General features: G+C 63.0%; 16 protein-coding genes (1 of these 16 running past the window's edge). 9 read left to right on the top strand and 7 right to left on the bottom strand.

From position 1 onward, the window contains the following. The first annotated feature begins 247 nt into the window (after positions 1-247). Positions 248-484, top strand: coding sequence for a hypothetical protein (locus ACXAG6_RS01030; protein ID WP_475334143.1), 237 nt, complete (start codon positions 248-250; stop codon positions 482-484). Positions 485-532: 48 nt separating this feature from the next. Here ACXAG6_RS01030 and ACXAG6_RS01025 read toward each other — a convergent pair whose 3' ends face one another. The 6 genes from ACXAG6_RS01025 to ACXAG6_RS01000 form a co-directional block, all read right to left on the bottom strand. Next, the gene (locus ACXAG6_RS01025; protein WP_140015890.1) at positions 533-1519 is read right to left on the bottom strand and encodes a branched-chain amino acid ABC transporter permease; all 987 of its coding nucleotides are present in this window, start codon (positions 1517-1519) and stop codon (positions 533-535) included. Between the two features lie 10 nt (positions 1520-1529). After that, on the bottom strand, positions 1530-2054 hold the full coding sequence (locus ACXAG6_RS01020; RefSeq protein WP_475334142.1) for a hypothetical protein: 525 nt from the start codon (positions 2052-2054) through the stop codon (positions 1530-1532). Beyond that, a complete protein-coding gene (locus tag ACXAG6_RS01015) occupies positions 2042-2530 on the bottom strand; it encodes a hypothetical protein (protein ID WP_475334139.1) in 489 nt (162 codons plus the stop codon). Before ACXAG6_RS01015 ends, ACXAG6_RS01020 begins: the two co-directional genes overlap by 13 nt. A gap of 76 nt (positions 2531-2606) precedes the next feature. Continuing rightward, on the bottom strand, positions 2607-3425 hold the full coding sequence (locus ACXAG6_RS01010; protein WP_140015887.1) for an ABC transporter ATP-binding protein: 819 nt from the start codon (positions 3423-3425) through the stop codon (positions 2607-2609). Between the two features lie 27 nt (positions 3426-3452). Continuing rightward, positions 3453-3986, bottom strand: coding sequence for a hypothetical protein (locus tag ACXAG6_RS01005; RefSeq protein ID WP_475334136.1), 534 nt, complete (start codon positions 3984-3986; stop codon positions 3453-3455). After that, positions 3983-5947: an AMP-binding protein gene (locus ACXAG6_RS01000; protein WP_475334135.1), complete on the bottom strand. Its 1965-nt coding sequence runs from the start codon at positions 5945-5947 to the stop codon at positions 3983-3985. The genes ACXAG6_RS01005 and ACXAG6_RS01000 overlap by 4 nt, the downstream gene beginning before the upstream one ends. A 166-nt stretch (positions 5948-6113) precedes the next feature. Here ACXAG6_RS01000 and ACXAG6_RS00995 point away from each other — a divergent pair, with 166 nt between their 5' ends. The 3 genes from ACXAG6_RS00995 (at position 6114) to ACXAG6_RS00985 (ending at position 8525) form a co-directional block, all read left to right on the top strand. After that, entirely contained in the window at positions 6114-6269 is a 156-nt protein-coding gene (locus ACXAG6_RS00995) for a hypothetical protein (protein ID WP_475334132.1), read from the top strand. 67 nt (positions 6270-6336) lie between these two features. Beyond that, the gene (locus ACXAG6_RS00990) at positions 6337-7380 is read left to right on the top strand and encodes a saccharopine dehydrogenase (RefSeq protein ID WP_475334129.1); all 1044 of its coding nucleotides are present in this window, start codon (positions 6337-6339) and stop codon (positions 7378-7380) included. Beyond that, positions 7377-8525, top strand: a complete 1149-nt coding sequence (locus ACXAG6_RS00985; RefSeq protein ID WP_475334128.1) for a saccharopine dehydrogenase family protein — start codon at positions 7377-7379, stop codon at positions 8523-8525. Before ACXAG6_RS00990 ends, ACXAG6_RS00985 begins: the two co-directional genes overlap by 4 nt. Positions 8526-8653: 128 nt before the next feature. Here the strand turns inward: ACXAG6_RS00985 and ACXAG6_RS00980 are convergent, their stop codons facing one another. Beyond that, a complete protein-coding gene (locus tag ACXAG6_RS00980; RefSeq protein WP_140015882.1) occupies positions 8654-8854 on the bottom strand; it encodes a hypothetical protein in 201 nt (66 codons plus the stop codon). A gap of 222 nt (positions 8855-9076) precedes the next feature. Here ACXAG6_RS00980 and clpB point away from each other — a divergent pair, with 222 nt between their 5' ends. The 5 genes from clpB to msrP form a co-directional block, all read left to right on the top strand. Next, positions 9077-11692 (top strand): ATP-dependent chaperone ClpB, encoded by a 2616-nt coding sequence (gene clpB / locus ACXAG6_RS00975; RefSeq protein ID WP_475334125.1) that lies wholly within the window; start codon positions 9077-9079, stop codon positions 11690-11692. A gap of 87 nt (positions 11693-11779) precedes the next feature. Further along, the gene (locus tag ACXAG6_RS00970) at positions 11780-12526 is read left to right on the top strand and encodes an SDR family NAD(P)-dependent oxidoreductase (RefSeq protein WP_475334122.1); all 747 of its coding nucleotides are present in this window, start codon (positions 11780-11782) and stop codon (positions 12524-12526) included. Positions 12527-12607: 81 nt separating this feature from the next. Beyond that, positions 12608-13570: an endonuclease/exonuclease/phosphatase family protein gene (locus tag ACXAG6_RS00965; RefSeq protein WP_475334121.1), complete on the top strand. Its 963-nt coding sequence runs from the start codon at positions 12608-12610 to the stop codon at positions 13568-13570. A 60-nt stretch (positions 13571-13630) separates the two neighbouring features. After that, positions 13631-15130, top strand: a complete 1500-nt coding sequence (locus ACXAG6_RS00960; RefSeq protein WP_475334119.1) for an FMN-binding glutamate synthase family protein — start codon at positions 13631-13633, stop codon at positions 15128-15130. A 97-nt stretch (positions 15131-15227) separates the two neighbouring features. After that, positions 15228-15526 carry the start of a protein-methionine-sulfoxide reductase catalytic subunit MsrP gene (gene msrP, locus ACXAG6_RS00955; RefSeq protein WP_475334117.1) on the top strand. Its footprint extends 610 nt past the window's final position, so 299 of the gene's 909 nt are visible here — the first part of the coding sequence; the start codon lies at positions 15228-15230; the stop codon falls past the right edge of the window.

The following is a 15526-nucleotide window of genomic DNA, read 5'->3' as shown; positions in this document are numbered from 1 at the left end:
GGCGATGGCAGGCCCCGTCATACGCGGCAGCGCAGCGCCCAAGTCTCCGCCCCTGGCGCGCCGCTGGCCCGTCATCCGGCCCGTGCCGATGCCCGCGTTTTCTTGCTTTCGAGACAATGCCGCCAAGCGGTTGCCGCAATCTTTGGGCAAATTGTTCCGAACAACGCCCCTGAGGACATTAATGCCGAGCTCCAAGAACCGCTTCGTTCCCCTGTCGCCGCAAACGCAGATCCATCCATTGGAAGACATGCCGGCGGACCTGAGCGAACCCAAGGCCCCAAAAGGGCTCTTTCGGCGCTGCCTTGATTGCATGTTGGGCACCTGCGCCGAGATCCTCGGTGGGCTGATGCCGTATATCATCGTGTCAGGTGTGCTGGTTGTGGCCATTGCGGTGTTCTTCGGCGTGTCAGCGCAGGCGGCGATCATCCTCTTGGGCCTCGGCGCCGTTGGGCTGGGCGTGTTTATCGCCGCCACGCAAAGCTGAGGCACGGGCGCGGCCGCCAACCGGGCGTTGCTGGGGGCGAGGGGTCGGTCAGACACGTTCAATGATCCGCTCCCCAAACAGCCCCTGCGGGCGGAACACCAGAAAGATGAGCGCCAGCACATAGGCAAACCAGTTTTCCGTCGCGCCGCCGACCAGCGGCCCGATGAGGAATTCAAACAGCTTTTCGCCCATGCCAATGATGAGCCCGCCCACAATCGCGCCGGGGATCGAGGTGAAGCCGCCCAGCATCAGAACGGGAAGCGCCTTCAGCGCGATCAGCGATAGCGAAAACTGCACGCCGCTCTTGGTGCCCCACATCATCCCGGCCACCAGCGCCACAAAGCCCGCAATCGCCCAGACCAGCACCCAGATGAACCGCAGGCTGATGCCCACGCTCAGCGCGGCCTGGTGATCATCGGCCACCGCCCGCAGCGCGCGGCCCTGCTTGGTGTATTGCGAAAACAGCACCAGCCCGGCCACCAGCAGCGCCGCCACCACCGTTGCCACGATATCGAGGTTGTCGATGAAGAAGCCGTAGCCGAACCAGCCAAACGTGGTTTCGTCGATCCAGATGTTGATGCCCTGCGGCAGGCCCACATCCAGCTTCTTGATGTCGCTGCCCCACATCAGGTCTCCGAAGCCTTCCAAAAAGTAGGCCAGCCCGATCGTGGCCATGAACAGGATGATCGGCTCCTGATTGACGAGGTGCTTGAGGATCAGCTTTTCCACGATCCAGGCAAACAGCACCATCACCGCGACCGTCAGCACAATCGCCAGCACCGCCGGCATGTGCCAGCCGAAGTGGTGGAGATCGGTGCCGAAGGTGGCGTTGATCAGGTGGCTGAACGGAATTTGCCCGTCCTGCAGCCCAACGAGCGTGAGCGCCGCAAACAGCGCCATCACGCCCTGCGCGTAGTTGAAGATGCCCGAGGCCTTGAAGATCAGCACGAAGCCAAGCGCCACCAGCGCATACATGACGCCCGCCATCAGCCCGTTCAGGGTGACTTCCATGGCAAACAACAGCTGATCGGGCATCATCGCTCTCCTAGCAAGGGTCTTGGCCGTCGTCGGGGCGGTTGCTCATCCGCGCCACCACGGCCTGCTTTGTCTCGTTATGGGTGAAGCTCACATAGATCGGTGTGTCGGTGCCGGTGCACCGGGCCAGCTTCGGGGACACGTAGCTGCCGCCATTCTGCGCAAAGCCATCGCCCTCCAGCGCCATCACCGGCCCCAGCCCGAGCTTTTCCCAGCGCATCGCGGCAGAGCCATTGGCCGCCGGAAGGTGCAGTGTGCAGCTCACTTCTGCGGGCAGGCCCTCTGCCTCCTGCGCGCCCCGTGCCGCCAAGATCTCTCCGATCCCGGCAGGCGAGCGGTAGCGCGCGCGCCATTGCGGCGGGCTCAGGGTGTTTGGCGCGAGCATGTTCAGCCCGGCCTCGTCCAGCGGCGCGTGGCTCTGCGCTTCCACCACGTCGATACAAAGCGCCAGCGCCTCGCCTATGGCCGCCGGGTTCGCCCCGGCCGGCGCGGCTCCTGCCGCGAGCAGAAGCGCCAGCGCCTTCACCCGTCGCACCCCGAGCTGACCTTGCCCCCGGAGAACACCGCCGTGCCCATTACGAGCTCATCGCTCAGCGGGCCATTCAGGATCAGCGCCACCGCATTTGGCCCCACGCAGATCGTGGCGGCGATGTAGCGGTTTTCTCCGAAGGTGGAGCGATACTTGTCCACGGTGTTCACCGTGCGCAGGTAATCTTCCACCACGCGGGTCATCACCTTGGCCTGCTTGTCTCCAACCTCGCACACCCAATCGCCACGGCTGTCCTTGCGCATCGAAAAATGCGGCACTGTGGGCGTGGCAAGGATTGCGCCGGTGTCATTGGCCTGCGCCCCGCGCGGCAGTTTTGGCCCGGTTGGGCTGGCGGTGGCGATGGCCTCGGTGCAGTAGGTCAGAAATTCGTTCAGCACGTCTGGCGCAACGGCGCGGGCCGGGGCGGCATTCAAAAGCGTTAACGCCAGCGCGGCGCAGGCAAGGCGCATCCTCGTATGCATGGGATGTGCATAGGATGTGCATGGGGTGTGGCTGTATCGTTTTCGCACCTTGTCGGCGGTTAACGCGGCGATCTCTCTAATCATGTGCAACCCCCAGGTAAGCGTCGATGACGTCCTGATTGTTGCGCACTTCGTCCGGCGTGCCATCCCCGATCTTCTTGCCGTAGTCCATCACCACGACTCTGTCGGAGAGATCCATGACAACGCCCATATCGTGTTCGATAAGCGCAATTGTCGTGCCATATTCGTCATTTACGTCGAGGATGAAGCGGCTCATGTCCTCCTTCTCCTCCACGTTCATCCCGGCCATCGGCTCGTCGAGCAGCAGCAGCTTGGGCTCGGCGGCCAACGCCCGGCCTAGCTCCACGCGCTTCTTCAGGCCATAGGGCAGGCGGCCCACCGGGGTTTTGCGGATGTTCTGGATTTCGAGGAAGTCGATAATCTTTTCAACGGCTTCCCGGTTTTCAATCTCTTCCTTCTCGGCCTTCCCCCACCAGATCGCCTGCGCCAGCATCCCCGATTTCATAAAGCCAAGGCGGCCCGTCATGATGTTGTCGAGCACCGACATGCCCTCGAAGAGCGCGATGTTTTGAAATGTCCGGGCAATCCCCTGCCGCGCCACCTCATAGGGCTTCATCGGGGGGCGCTTTGCGCCATGAAACCACACCTCGCCCTCCTGCGGATTGTAAAACCCGCTTATCACGTTGAGCATGCTGGATTTTCCGGCCCCGTTTGGCCCGATGATCGCGCGGATCTCGCCCTCGCGGATGTCGAAGGAGATATCCTTGATCGCCACCACCCCGCCAAAGCGCAGGGTGATGTTCTTCATTTCCATCATGACCCCGCCAATCGTGCGGCCATCTTCGGTGGTGTAGCTCTCGGCGGTATCAAGCATCAGACCATCCAGTTCTTTGAAAACGCATCAGTTTCCACCCCCGCCCGAGCTGTCGCAGGCGCGGCCCGTGTGAGGGCGGGTGCGCTCCATCGCCATCAGTTCATCATTGCCCGCGCTGCTGGTGCTGTGGCTCACCATGAAGTAGCGCCCGATGGAGTTGGGGCGGGTGGCCACGGCAATGTCCGGGTCCGTCTCGTCGCATTCTTCGAGCAGCAGCAGATCGGCCTGTTCTGCAAGGGCCGCAAAGGCCCCGGGGGCCAGTTTGTGCCCACTGCGATGGCCCACCATGCAGCCTTGGTAACCGCCCAAATAGAGCACTCCCAAAAAGGCCTCGCCCCCCGGCAGGGCAAAGAACTTTGGCGGCTCGGCGGCAGCCATCTTCATCGGCTTGCGCCCAAGGCTTTCAGGGTCGAGTTGCTCAAGGCCTTCGGTATTCACCGCCACGCCCTGTTGCAGAGCTGAAAGGCAATGGGTTTCAAAGGCTTCTACCATTGGCCCGCCACTTGCTGGAGCGGCAAAGAGAGCGCCGAGAAACACGAAGGATGCCAGCGCCTCCCTCATTCGGCCGCCACCTTCTGCGCGGAGTCGAACACCTTCGCGTCGCGCAGCTCCAGCGTGGCCTTGATCTTGCCCTTCCGGCCATCTTCATAGGTCACTTCGGTTTCGGTATAGATGCTGTCGGCACCGCCGTAGAGCCCATCGACAAGGTCGGCAAACTTCTCGGCGATCACCCCGCGCCGCACCTTTTGCGTGCGGGTCAACTCGCCATCGTCGGCGTCCAACTCCTTGTGCAGCACAAGGAAGCGGTGAATCTGGCAGCCCGAGAGCATCTCGTCTTCGGCAACCGAGGCGTTAACCTCTTCTACATGGCTCTGGATCATATTGAGCACATCCGGGTGGCCAGCCAGCTCTTGATAGCTCGCGTAGCTGATGTTGTTGCGCTCCGCCCAGTTGCCCACCGCGCCGAGGTCGATGTTGATCATCGCGCAGCAGCGGTCGCGCCCCGCGCCGATCACAACGGCTTCGAGGATGTTGGGGTAGAACTTGAGTTTGTTCTCCACGTATTTAGGGGCAAACATCCGCCCGTCAGCGAGCTTGGCCACATCCTTGGCCCGGTCGATGATGCGCAGGTGGCCTGTGCTTTCTTCGATGAAGCCCGCGTCGCCCGTCGCCACCCAGCCTTCGGCATCCTTGGTCGAGGCGGTGCTTTCGGGGTTTTTGTAGTATTCGACGAAGACGCCGGGCGAGCGATAGTAAACCTCGCCATTGTCGCCAATCTTCAGCTCCACACCGGGTGAGGCCACGCCCACCGTATCGGCCCGCACACCGTTATCCGGCTGCTGGGTGATGAAAACGCTGGCCTCGGTCTGGCCGTAGAGCTGCTTCAGGTTGATCCCCAAAGAGCGATAGAAATCAAAGATTTCCGGCCCAATCGCCTCGCCTGCCGTGTAGCCCACGCGCACCCGCGAAAAGCCCAGCGTGTTCTTCAGTGGCCCGTAGATGAACAGCTCCCCGAGCTTGTACTTCAGCTTGTCGCCCGCACTCACCGGTTTACCGTCAAGGATCTTCGGGCCCACCTCGCGGGCATGCGCCATGTAGCGATCGAACAGCCATTTCTTGAACCGCCCGGCATCTTCCATCCGGATCATCACATTGGTCAGCTGGCTTTCAAAAACCCGGGGCGGGGCGAAATAATAGGTCGGCCCGATCTCGCGCAGATCGGTCATCATCGTTTCGGCGCTTTCGGGGCAGTTCACGCAGAACCCCGTCCACATCGCCTGCCCGACGGAGAAGATGAAATCGCCCACCCAGGCCAATGGCAGGTAGGCGAGAATCTCTTCTTTTTCAGTCAGATGGTCGAAGGCCGCAGAGTTTTTGGAGGTTTCGATGATGTTGCGGTTGCTCAGCACCACGCCCTTGGGCTTGCCGGTGGTGCCGGAGGTGTAGAGCATCACGCATGTGTCGTCGTAGCCAAGGCCCGCCTCGCGCTCGCGCATCACCGGCTCCAACCTGTGGTGCCCCGCGCGCCCCTCGGCCTGCACATCGGCATAGGCGTTCATATGGGTATGGTCGTATTTCCGCAGGCCGCGCTTGTCGACATAGATGATCTGATCGATGCCCTGCACGCTCTCTTGCACCTCGATCACCTTGTCGACCTGCTCCTGATCGCCACAGATGACAAAGCGCGCACCGCAGTGCTCCAGCACATAGGCCATCTCTTCGGCGCCCGCGTCCTGATACAGCGCCACCGGCACCGCCCCGCATTTTTGCGCGGCGACGAAAGACCAGTACAGCGCAGGCCGGTTGCGCCCGATGATCGCCAGATGATCACCGGGCTCCAGCCCCAACGCGATAAGCCCCATCGCCAACGCCTCGATCTCCTCGGAGGTCTCGGCCCAGGTCCAGCTTTGCCAGATGCCAAATTCTTTTTCCCGAAAGGCCGGGCGGCCTCCAAACTGGCGCGCGTTCCGCGCCAGCAGTGCAGGAATAGATTTAAGATCGCCCTCAGGCGTTGCCGTCACCGTCAATGTCTCCTCCCAGAAGGTGCCTCTCCCCAGGCACCAGGCCTTTGGCCCGACGTTGATTGTCAGTTACTATGGTCAAGGCATGGGGCGTGCGTCAAATGTTTTTTGAACGACTGTTCAATACGTGTGGAACACCGTTCCGAAATAACGGGGAGTTGAACCGATGGATGTTGTTTCGCTGGCGTATTACGGAGTGGTCTGCGGGCTGCTTGCAGGCTTCGTTCCGGCCAGCTGGCGCATTCCGACGCGTTTTGCCATTGGCGTCTTCGTCGGAATCATCGCCGCCGGCGTCTTGCCGCTGCTGCGCGGCCTGATCTGACGCAACAGGAGATTGCGCCCACCTGCGCAGCACTGTTAAGTCGGGCGGCAACATGCGGGGAAGTCACATGGTTCACCTTTGGGTCCGCGCCGAGGAGCGCGAGAATGAACGGCGCGTGGGCCTTGTGCCCGATGGCGTGGAAGCCCTGCTGGAGCGCGGCTTCAGGGTGACGGTGGAAGAAAGCCCCGACCGAATCCTGCCGCTGGAGCCATACCGCCACGCCGGGGCAGAGATCGCCCCGCGCGGCAGCTGGCGCGAGGCGCCGGAGGGCGCCCTGATTTACGGCCTCAAGGAACTGCCGGAAGATGGCAGCCCGCTGGTGCATCGCCACATCATGTTCGGCCATGCCTACAAGGGCCAACGCGCCGGGCAAGATCTGCTGAGACGCTTCCGGGCGGGCGGCGGGGCGCTTTATGATCTGGAGTATCTGACCGAGCCCGACGGCCGCCGTGTTGCGGCCTTTGGCTATTGGGCGGGGTTTGTCGGCGCGGCCATTACCCTGAAGGCCTGGGCTGCCGGGCAGCGGGGCATGATTTGCCCTGCGGTGCGCGAGTGGGAGGAGCAGGCCGAGCTTGTCAGTGAAATCCGCGCAGACCTTGAGGGTCTGTCGCCGCCCCGCGCGCTGATCGTGGGCGCGCTGGGCCGGGTGGGCACCGGCGCGGGCGACATGTGCGAAGAGGTGGGCATTGAACCCATCCGCTGGGATATCGCCGAAACCGCGTCTGGCGGGCCGTTCCCCGAGATCCTTGGCAACGAACTCTTTTTCAACTGCGTTCTCGCGGGGCCCGAAACGCCGGTATTTGTGCCCCGGGAGGCGCTTGCCGCGCCCCGTGCCCTTGCGGCCATTGGCGATATCTCCTGCGACCCGACGAGCGATTTCAACCCGATCCCGATCTATGACGCAGCAACAAGCTGGGAAGACCCCGTGCACCGGGCGGCGGATGAGCCGGTGCTCGATGTCATGGCAATCGACAACCTGCCCTCGCTGCTGCCCAAGGAATCCAGCGAGGATTTTGCCGCACAGATGCTGCCCCACCTCCTGCGACTGGACGAGATCAGCAAGGGTGTTTGGGGCCGGGCGGCTGAGACTTTCAAGGAGCATACGGAATGACGATTCATTGGTGCGGCACAGGGCTTTCGGCCATTCCCGGCCTGCGGCGGTTGCTGAGCGAGCGCGATGATGTGGTCGTGTGGAACAGGACAGAAGCCAAGGCCCGCGAGGCCGTGGGCGACCTGACGAGCGACATTCGCGCCTTTTCGATGGAGGCCTTGAGCGAGGCTCTGGGCGCGGGAGATGTTGTGGTTTCCATGCTGCCCGGCGACCATCACGTGCCACTGGCAGAGCTTTGCCTTGATGCGGGGGCGCATTTTGTCTCTTCCTCATACATCAGCCCCGAGATGCGCGCGCTTGATGGGGCGGCAAAGGAAAAGGGCCTGCGCCTCGTCAACGAGGTTGGTCTCGATCCGGGGATAGATCACCTGATGGCGCATTGGCTGATGGCCGACTATCGCGCCTCCGACGCCTTCAACCCTGATAACGTGCTAAGCTTTATCAGCTATTGCGGCGGTATTCCGAAGGAGCCCAATGCGTTCCGCTACAAGTTCAGCTGGTCGCCGCTGGGCGTTTTGAAGGCGCTGAAATCTCCTTCTGTGTCCATCCGCAGCCACTCCGAGCTGCGCGTGTCACGCCCGTGGGACGCGCTCAGCCGCTATGATGCTCCGCTGGCCACGCCTGAAAGCTTCGAGGTTTATCCCAACCGTGACAGCCTTCCTTTCATGGCCGAATATGGCTTTGAGCCCGGCTGGAAGGTGAAAGACTTCGTGCGGGGCACCCTGCGACTGAACGGCTGGGCGGATGCGTGGAAGGACGTGTTTGCCGAGGTGGAGGCGCTGGAAGGCAAGCCCGAGGCGGATGACCGCTTGCGCGAGATGGCGGATGAGTTTTGGGATAAGCACGCCTATGCCGAGGGCGAGCCAGACCGCGTTGTGCTTTGCGTGGCGCTCCAGGCGGAATCCGAAGGCGTTCCGGTCTATCACAAGAGCTACGTGATGGACGCTTGGGGCGATGCCCGCGGCTCCGCCATGGCGCGGCTGGTGAGTGACACGGTTGCGCAGGCCGTTGAGGCCGTGCTGGCCCATGAGATTCCGGCAGGCGTTACTGCCGCGCCGTCTGATGAAAAGCTGGTGCTGCGCTGGCTCGACCGGGTCAACACCACGGCGCAGCATCTGATGGTGGTGGATCACCTGACGGGATGAAAAAAGGGCCCGCCTTCGCGTTTTGGGGGCAGCGAAGACGGGCCGGGGACAGGGGACGGGCCAGGCAGCAACCCGTCGCCGTGTTGCGAGCCCGATTGATCTGCGCTTCGGGCCCGTATCAAAAAGTCTTACCGCGCTTGGAGCGCCTTTTCTCCAGCGGCCACGAGCTCTGACACCATCTTCTGGTGCCCCCACTGCACGTGCCCGGGGATGGATACATGCACCTTGCGGCGCAGCGGCGTTCCGTTGGTGAAGCTGACATCGGCCTCGAACCGGCGCATGGCCGGGTCGTAAATGACATGGTCAATCTGTGGTCCGGTGAACGGCATCTCTGCCTCCTCATCCTTGTGGTTCACACCCTCAACGCAACAACATCTGGGGATGTTCCATAAAGTTTTCCACAGGGAGTCACGAAACAGTGATTCATCGGAACGCGGCCCCTTGAGAGCGCTGCGACGCGACCCCAAATAGGGAAGCGAAGGCCCCGAAAGGTCTGTGCCGCCGAGCGGGCAGACCAGCGCAAGGGGCGCTTATGAAAAGGAGAACTGCCGATGAACATGAACGAGTTCACGGAACGGTCTCGCGGTTTCATTCAGGCTGCGCAGACCATCGCGATGCGGGAAGACCATCAGCGGATGGTGCCCGAGCATCTTTTGAAGGCCCTGATGGACGACGAGCAGGGGCTTGCATCCAACCTTATCAAGCGCGCGGGCGGCTCGCCTGAGCGCGTGGTCGAGGCGCTCGATGCCGCGCTGGCCAAGCAGCCCAAGGTTTCGGGCGATGCGGGGCAGGTCTATCTGGATAGCCAGACGGGTAAGGTGCTCGACGAGGCCGCCAAAATTGCCAAGAAGGCGGGCGACAGCTTTGTGCCGGTGGAGCGCATCCTGACGGCGCTGGCCGTTGTGCGCTCGGGGGCCAAGCAGGCGCTGGAGGCCGGGGCCGTTACGGCGCAGGGGCTGAACGGCGCGATCAACGACATTCGCAAAGGCCGCACTGCCGATACCGCTTCGGCGGAAGAGGGCTATGACGCCTTGAAGAAGTATGCCCGCGATCTCACAGAGGCGGCTCGTGACGGCAAGATTGACCCGATTATCGGGCGCGACGAGGAAATTCGCCGCGCCATGCAGGTGCTTTCGCGCCGGACCAAGAACAACCCGGTGCTGATCGGTGAGCCCGGCGTGGGTAAAACCGCCATCGCCGAGGGCATCGCCATTCGTATCATCAACGGCGACGTGCCCGAGAGCCTGAAGGGCAAGACCCTGATGGCGCTCGACATGGGGTCGCTGATTGCGGGCGCGAAGTATCGCGGTGAGTTTGAGGAGCGGTTGAAGGCTATCCTGAAAGAGATCGAGGCCGCCGCCGGTGATATTGTGCTGTTCATCGACGAGATGCACACGCTTGTGGGTGCCGGTAAGGCCGATGGGGCGATGGACGCCTCCAACCTGCTGAAGCCTGCGCTCGCGCGCGGTGAGCTGCACTGTATCGGTGCCACCACGCTCGATGAGTATCGCAAGCATGTCGAGAAAGACGCGGCTCTTGCCCGCCGGTTCCAGCCGGTGGTGGTGCAGGAGCCGACGGTGGAAGACACGGTGTCGATCCTGCGGGGCATCAAGGAAAAGTATGAGTTGCACCACGGCGTGCGGATCAGCGACTCCGCCCTCGTGGCCGCGGCCCAGCTTTCGCACCGCTACATCACCGACCGCTTCCTGCCCGACAAGGCAATCGACCTTGTGGATGAGGCGGCGAGCCGTTTGCGCATGGAGGTGGATAGCAAGCCCGAGGAGCTTGACCAGCTGGACCGGCAGATCCTGCAAATGCAGATCGAGGCCGAGGCGTTGAAGAAAGAAGACGACCAAGCCTCCAAGGACCGGCTCGAAAAGCTCGAAAAAGAGCTTTCCGACGTGCAGGAGAAGTCTGCCGAGATGACGGCGCAATGGCAGGCCGAGCGTGACAAGCTGGATTCGGCCCGTGCGCTGAAAGAGCAGCTCGACCATGCCCGTGCCCAGCTTGATCAGGCCAAGCGTGAAGGCAATCTGGCGAAAGCGGGTGAGCTCTCTTATGGCGTCATCCCGGGGCTGGAGAAGCAGCTTGCCGAGGCTGAAGCGTCGGAGAGTGACGTGATGGTCGAAGAGGCCGTCCGCCCTGAGCAGATCGCCGAAGTTGTCGAGCGGTGGACGGGTATTCCGACCGCGCGGATGCTGGAAGGTGAGCGCGAGAAGCTGCTGCGCATGGAAGACGAGATCGGCAAGCGCGTGATCGGCCAGCGCCAGGCGGTGCAGGCGGTGTCCAACGCGGTGCGCCGTGCGCGGGCCGGGCTGAACGACGAGGCGCGCCCGCTGGGCAGCTTCCTCTTCCTCGGGCCGACCGGCGTGGGCAAGACGGAGCTGACCAAGGCGCTTGCCGAGTTCCTCTTCGATGATGACAGCGCGATGGTGCGGATCGACATGAGTGAGTTCATGGAGAAGCACGCCGTCGCCCGGCTCATCGGTGCCCCTCCGGGCTACGTTGGCTATGACGAAGGCGGCGTGCTGACCGAGGCGGTTCGGCGTCGGCCCTACCAGGTCGTGCTGTTCGACGAGGTCGAGAAGGCGCATCCGGACGTGTTCAACGTGCTGTTGCAGGTGCTTGATGATGGTGTGCTGACCGATGGTCAGGGCCGCACCGTGGACTTCAAGCAAACGCTGATCGTGCTCACCTCCAACCTTGGGGCGCAGGCGCTCAGCCAGTTGCCCGAGGGGTCGGACGCCGGTGAGGCCAAGCGCGATGTGATGGATGCGGTGCGGGCGCACTTCCGCCCCGAGTTCCTCAACCGCCTGGATGAAACGATCATCTTCGACCGGCTCAGCCGGGATGACATGGATGGCATCGTCGATATCCAGCTTGCACATCTGCGCCGTCGCCTTGGTGCGCGGGGCATTGCGATCGAGCTGGATGAGGGCGCGCAGAAGTGGCTGGCCGATGAGGGTTATGACCCTGTGTTCGGGGCCCGCCCGCTGAAGCGGGTGATCCAGCGGGCCTTGCAGAATGAGCTGGCCGAGATGCTGCTGGCCGGGGATGTTGCCGATGGCGATACGGTCACGGTGTCTGCCGGGGCTGAGGGCTTGATCATCGGCGACAAGGTGGCTGGCTCCAACCGCCCGCGCCCCGATGATGCCGTGGTGCACTGAGCGAAGTTGATCCGGGCCCATCGCCCGCCTAAACACGCAAGGCCCCCTTCCGCCCGGGAGGGGGCCTTTGCATTGGGAGGAGGGCGCATGAAGGGTGCAATCATTACCGGGGCCGCGCGCGGGATCGGGTTGGCGACTGCCAAGCTGCTGGCCGGTGAAGGCTGGAAGGTGGCCATGGTCGACCGCGACCGCGAGGCGCTGGAGGCCGCCGTGGGCGAGGTGCCGGGCGGTGTGGCCGTGGTTGCCGATGTGTCGCTGCCCGAGGATGTGAGCCGGATGGTCGACGAGGCCAAGGCTGCGCTGGGCCGCATCGACGGCTTGGTGAACAACGCGGGTGTGGCGCTGTTTGGCCCGGAGGCGGAAACCGATTTTGCGATGTGGCGCGAGGTCATGGCCACCAACCTCGACGGCGTGTTCCTCTGTTCGCGGGCCGCGCGCGCGGCGCTGATCGAGAGCAAGGGTGCCGTCGTCAACATCGCCTCGATCTCCGGTCATCGGGCCAGCACGCTGCGCGTGGCCTATGGCACCTCGAAGGCGGGAGTGATTCACTTGACCAAACAGTTCGCCGCCGAATGGGGCGAGCATGGTGTGCGGGTCAATTGCATTGCACCCGGCCCGGTGGATACCAAGCTGGCACTCGCCGTGCACACGCCTGACATTCGCGCGGCCTACCACGATTCCATCCCGCTCAATCGCTACGGCAAGGAAGAGGAGATTGCGCAGGGCATCGTCTTCCTGCTGTCCGACAAGGCCAGCTATATTACGGGGCAGTTGCTCTCGGTGGATGGCGGCTTTGAGAGCACCGGGATCGGGCTTCCCGCGCTCCGGTCGTGAAGCGCGCGTGAAATTTGCCTGCGCGGGGTAGGGCAAGCGGGGCAGGGCGGTTAGGCTGGGGCCAGATCGCCGGAGCCCTGCATGCCGCCCTTCGAACCACCTGCCTTCGCCTTCAGCTACGATGCTGATGCAGAGATCGCCGCCATGCGGGCCTGGCGCGATACGCAGCCGGGCCGCGCCATTCCGCCCAAGCAGAACGGGCGGCTGCTCTTGGCTTCGTGGAACATCGCCAATCTGGGAGACCGTTCGCAGATCAGGGATGAGGCCGATGTTCGCCTCATCGCCGAGGTCATCTCTTGGTTCGATATCGTTGCCGTGCAGGAGGTGAAGGAAAACCTTGCCGACTGGCGGCGGGTGCAGGCGCATCTGCCCCACGGGTGGGACACTGTCTTTTCGGATCAGGGCGGCAATGACGAGCGGATGCTTTTTGCCTTCGACACCGCCCGCGTTACCCGGATGGAGCTGGCGGGCGAGATCGCCGTGCCGCCCGGGAGCCACCGCCATGTGAAACTGCCGGGGATCGGGCAGAAGTTTCGCGGGTTCGACCGCAACCCCTTTGCCGTCGCCTTCGAGGCGGGCGGATGGGTGGTGACGGTGGTGAACGCGCACCTCTACTTCGGCTCGGAGTCCAAACGCTCGGTCAACCGGCGTGCGCTGGAAACCTACGCGCTGGGCCGCTGGGCCGACCTGCGCCGCAAACGTGGCTGGGCCTATTCGCCCAATGTGGTGGCGATTGGCGATCTGAACATGCCCAAGGCCGAGATGGGCGATGCGATCTTTGATGCTCTGCGAAAGCGCGGGCTGGAGGTGCCGGCTCATCAATCGCGCATCGGCACCGTCATTACCGAGGGCAAGCATTATGACCAACTCGCCTTCTTTCCGGGCGATGCGGGGCAGGCCTTCGTGCAGAAGGGGGTGTTCGACTTTGATGGCGCGGTGTTTGCCGATCTTTGGCGAAGCCGCTCGCCTGCCGAGTTTGATGCCTTCACCCGCTATCATATTTCGGACCATCGCCCGATCTGGGCGCAATTCATTACTGGCTAGCCTTGCCACCTGCGACTTACCCGGCGCATCCTCCGGCAACCGACCGAAGGAGGCAGGCAGATGTGGTTTACGAACTGGGCGGGCTGGGCGCTTGAGGTTCTGGCGCTGGGGCTGCTGGTGGCAATCGGCGTGGCCCTGTTTGTTGCGGCCTGCCTCTTTGTGATCGACAAGACCCAGACGCAGGATGCCATTCGCCGCAATTATCCGGTGATCGGGCGCTTCCGGCATGTGTTCAGCACGCTTGGGGAGTTCTTCAGGCAATACTTCTTTGCGATGGACCGCGAAGAACTGCCCTTCAACCGGGCGCAGCGCGATTGGGTCAAACATGCGGCTGCGGGGCATTCCAACACGGTGGCCTTCGGCTCGACCCGCAACATCAGCGTTGTCGGCACGCCGATCTTTGTAAACGCGGCCTTCCCGCCGCTGGACGACCAGTTTGCATCGACCGAGCCCGTGCTGATTGGCCCCCACTGTCGCGAGCCTTATACCGCGCAGTCGATCTTCAACATTTCGGGCATGTCATATGGTGCCCTGTCGCAGCCCGCCGTTCGGGCGTTGAGCCGGGGGGCAAAGCTGGCCGGTATCTGGATGAACACCGGTGAGGGCGGCGTGAGCCCCTACCACTTTGAAGGCGGATGTGACCTCGTGTTTCAAATCGGCACGGCCAAATACGGCGTGCGCGACCATGACGGGAACCTCTCGGATGAAAAGCTGCAAGAGCTGGCCACCCACCCGCAGGTGAAGATGGTGGAGCTGAAGCTGGCGCAGGGGGCCAAGCCGGGGAAGGGGGGCATTTTGCCTGCCGCCAAGGTGACGCCGGAGATTGCAGAGATCAGGGGCATTCGCGTCGGCGAGGCGTCTATCTCGCCCAACCGCCATCCCGAGATTGATGACTGGGGGGATTTGCTCGACTACATTGCCCATGTGCGCGAGGTCACGGGCAAGCCGGTGGGCTTCAAGACGGTGATCGGCAACATCGAGGCGTGGCGACCGCTGTTTGAGCTGATCGCGGAGCGGGGCGAGGCCTCGGCACCTGACTTTATTACGATAGACGGTGGCGAGGGTGGCACCGGTGCGGCGCCGATGCCGTTGATGGACCTTGTCGGCATGCCGATCCGCGAGTCGCTGCCGCTGTTCAACAACCTGCGCGACGAGTTCGGGCTGAAAGAGCGCATTCGGCTGGTTGCGTCCGGCAAGATGGTGAACCCGGGCGATGTGGCGCTGGCCCTCGCCCTGGGGGCCGACTTTGTCACCTCTGCCCGTGGTTTCATGTTTTCGCTCGGCTGCATTCAGGCGCTGAAGTGCAACCGCAACACCTGCCCCACCGGCATCACCACCCATAACCCGCGTTTCCAGAAGGGGCTTGTGGTGGAGGATAAGGATAAGAAGGTGGCGCATTATGCCAAGTCGGTCATCAAGGAGGTGGAGACCATTGCGCACTCTGTTGGGGTGGCCGAGCCTCGGCTGATGCGGCGGCGGCACGTGCGGATTGTGCAGGCCGATGGCACCTCGATCCCGTTCAACCGCATCCTGCCCAGCTTCAACGCGCCGCCCGAGTAGTGTTTCAACGGCTGACGATCCCGTCAGCCAAACGGCTCGTGAGAAATGTTTCAGTTTTCTCACCTTATATAGTGGGTGGGGAAAGAAGGAGACGATAATGGCTTTTCGCTGGAGCAACACACTCACCCGCGCCGACGTGACACCAGAGCCGATCTGGCTGAACCGGCGCCAGATCATCGCCGGGCTGACGGCGGCCGGTGTGGCCGGCTCGCTGGCCGGGCGGGCGCAGGCGGCAGGTGAGGATCTTGAGCCGAACAGCTTTGAGGACATCACCAGCTACAACAACTACTACGAGTTCGGCACCGGCAAGACGGACCCTGCCGACAATGCCGCCGCGCTGGATACTTCCGGCTGGGCGATTGAAATCGACGGCATGGTCGACAAGCCGGGCCGCTA

The sequence above is a fragment of the Vannielia sp. ABF1_015 genome (assembly GCF_056160745.1).
This window is presented reverse-complemented; position numbering and strand designations above follow the sequence as displayed.

What these genes read in the sequence shown, in the direction of transcription:
- ACXAG6_RS01015 (WP_475334139.1), bottom strand. Translation starts at nt 2,530, where the DNA reads ATGCATACGAGGATGCGCCTTGCCTGCGCCGCGCTGGCGTTAACGCTT.
- ACXAG6_RS00965 (WP_475334121.1), top strand. Translation starts at nt 12,608, where the DNA reads ATGCCGCCCTTCGAACCACCTGCCTTCGCCTTCAGCTACGATGCTGAT.
- ACXAG6_RS00970 (WP_475334122.1), top strand. Translation starts at nt 11,780, where the DNA reads ATGAAGGGTGCAATCATTACCGGGGCCGCGCGCGGGATCGGGTTGGCG.
- ACXAG6_RS00980 (WP_140015882.1), bottom strand. Translation starts at nt 8,854, where the DNA reads ATGCCGTTCACCGGACCACAGATTGACCATGTCATTTACGACCCGGCC.
- ACXAG6_RS00995 (WP_475334132.1), top strand. Translation starts at nt 6,114, where the DNA reads ATGGATGTTGTTTCGCTGGCGTATTACGGAGTGGTCTGCGGGCTGCTT.
- ACXAG6_RS01030 (WP_475334143.1), top strand. Translation starts at nt 248, where the DNA reads ATGCCGGCGGACCTGAGCGAACCCAAGGCCCCAAAAGGGCTCTTTCGG.
- clpB (WP_475334125.1), top strand. Translation starts at nt 9,077, where the DNA reads ATGAACATGAACGAGTTCACGGAACGGTCTCGCGGTTTCATTCAGGCT.
- ACXAG6_RS00990 (WP_475334129.1), top strand. Translation starts at nt 6,337, where the DNA reads ATGGTTCACCTTTGGGTCCGCGCCGAGGAGCGCGAGAATGAACGGCGC.
- ACXAG6_RS01025 (WP_140015890.1), bottom strand. Translation starts at nt 1,519, where the DNA reads ATGCCCGATCAGCTGTTGTTTGCCATGGAAGTCACCCTGAACGGGCTG.
- ACXAG6_RS01010 (WP_140015887.1), bottom strand. Translation starts at nt 3,425, where the DNA reads ATGCTTGATACCGCCGAGAGCTACACCACCGAAGATGGCCGCACGATT.
- ACXAG6_RS01005 (WP_475334136.1), bottom strand. Translation starts at nt 3,986, where the DNA reads ATGAGGGAGGCGCTGGCATCCTTCGTGTTTCTCGGCGCTCTCTTTGCC.
- ACXAG6_RS00985 (WP_475334128.1), top strand. Translation starts at nt 7,377, where the DNA reads ATGACGATTCATTGGTGCGGCACAGGGCTTTCGGCCATTCCCGGCCTG.
- ACXAG6_RS00960 (WP_475334119.1), top strand. Translation starts at nt 13,631, where the DNA reads ATGTGGTTTACGAACTGGGCGGGCTGGGCGCTTGAGGTTCTGGCGCTG.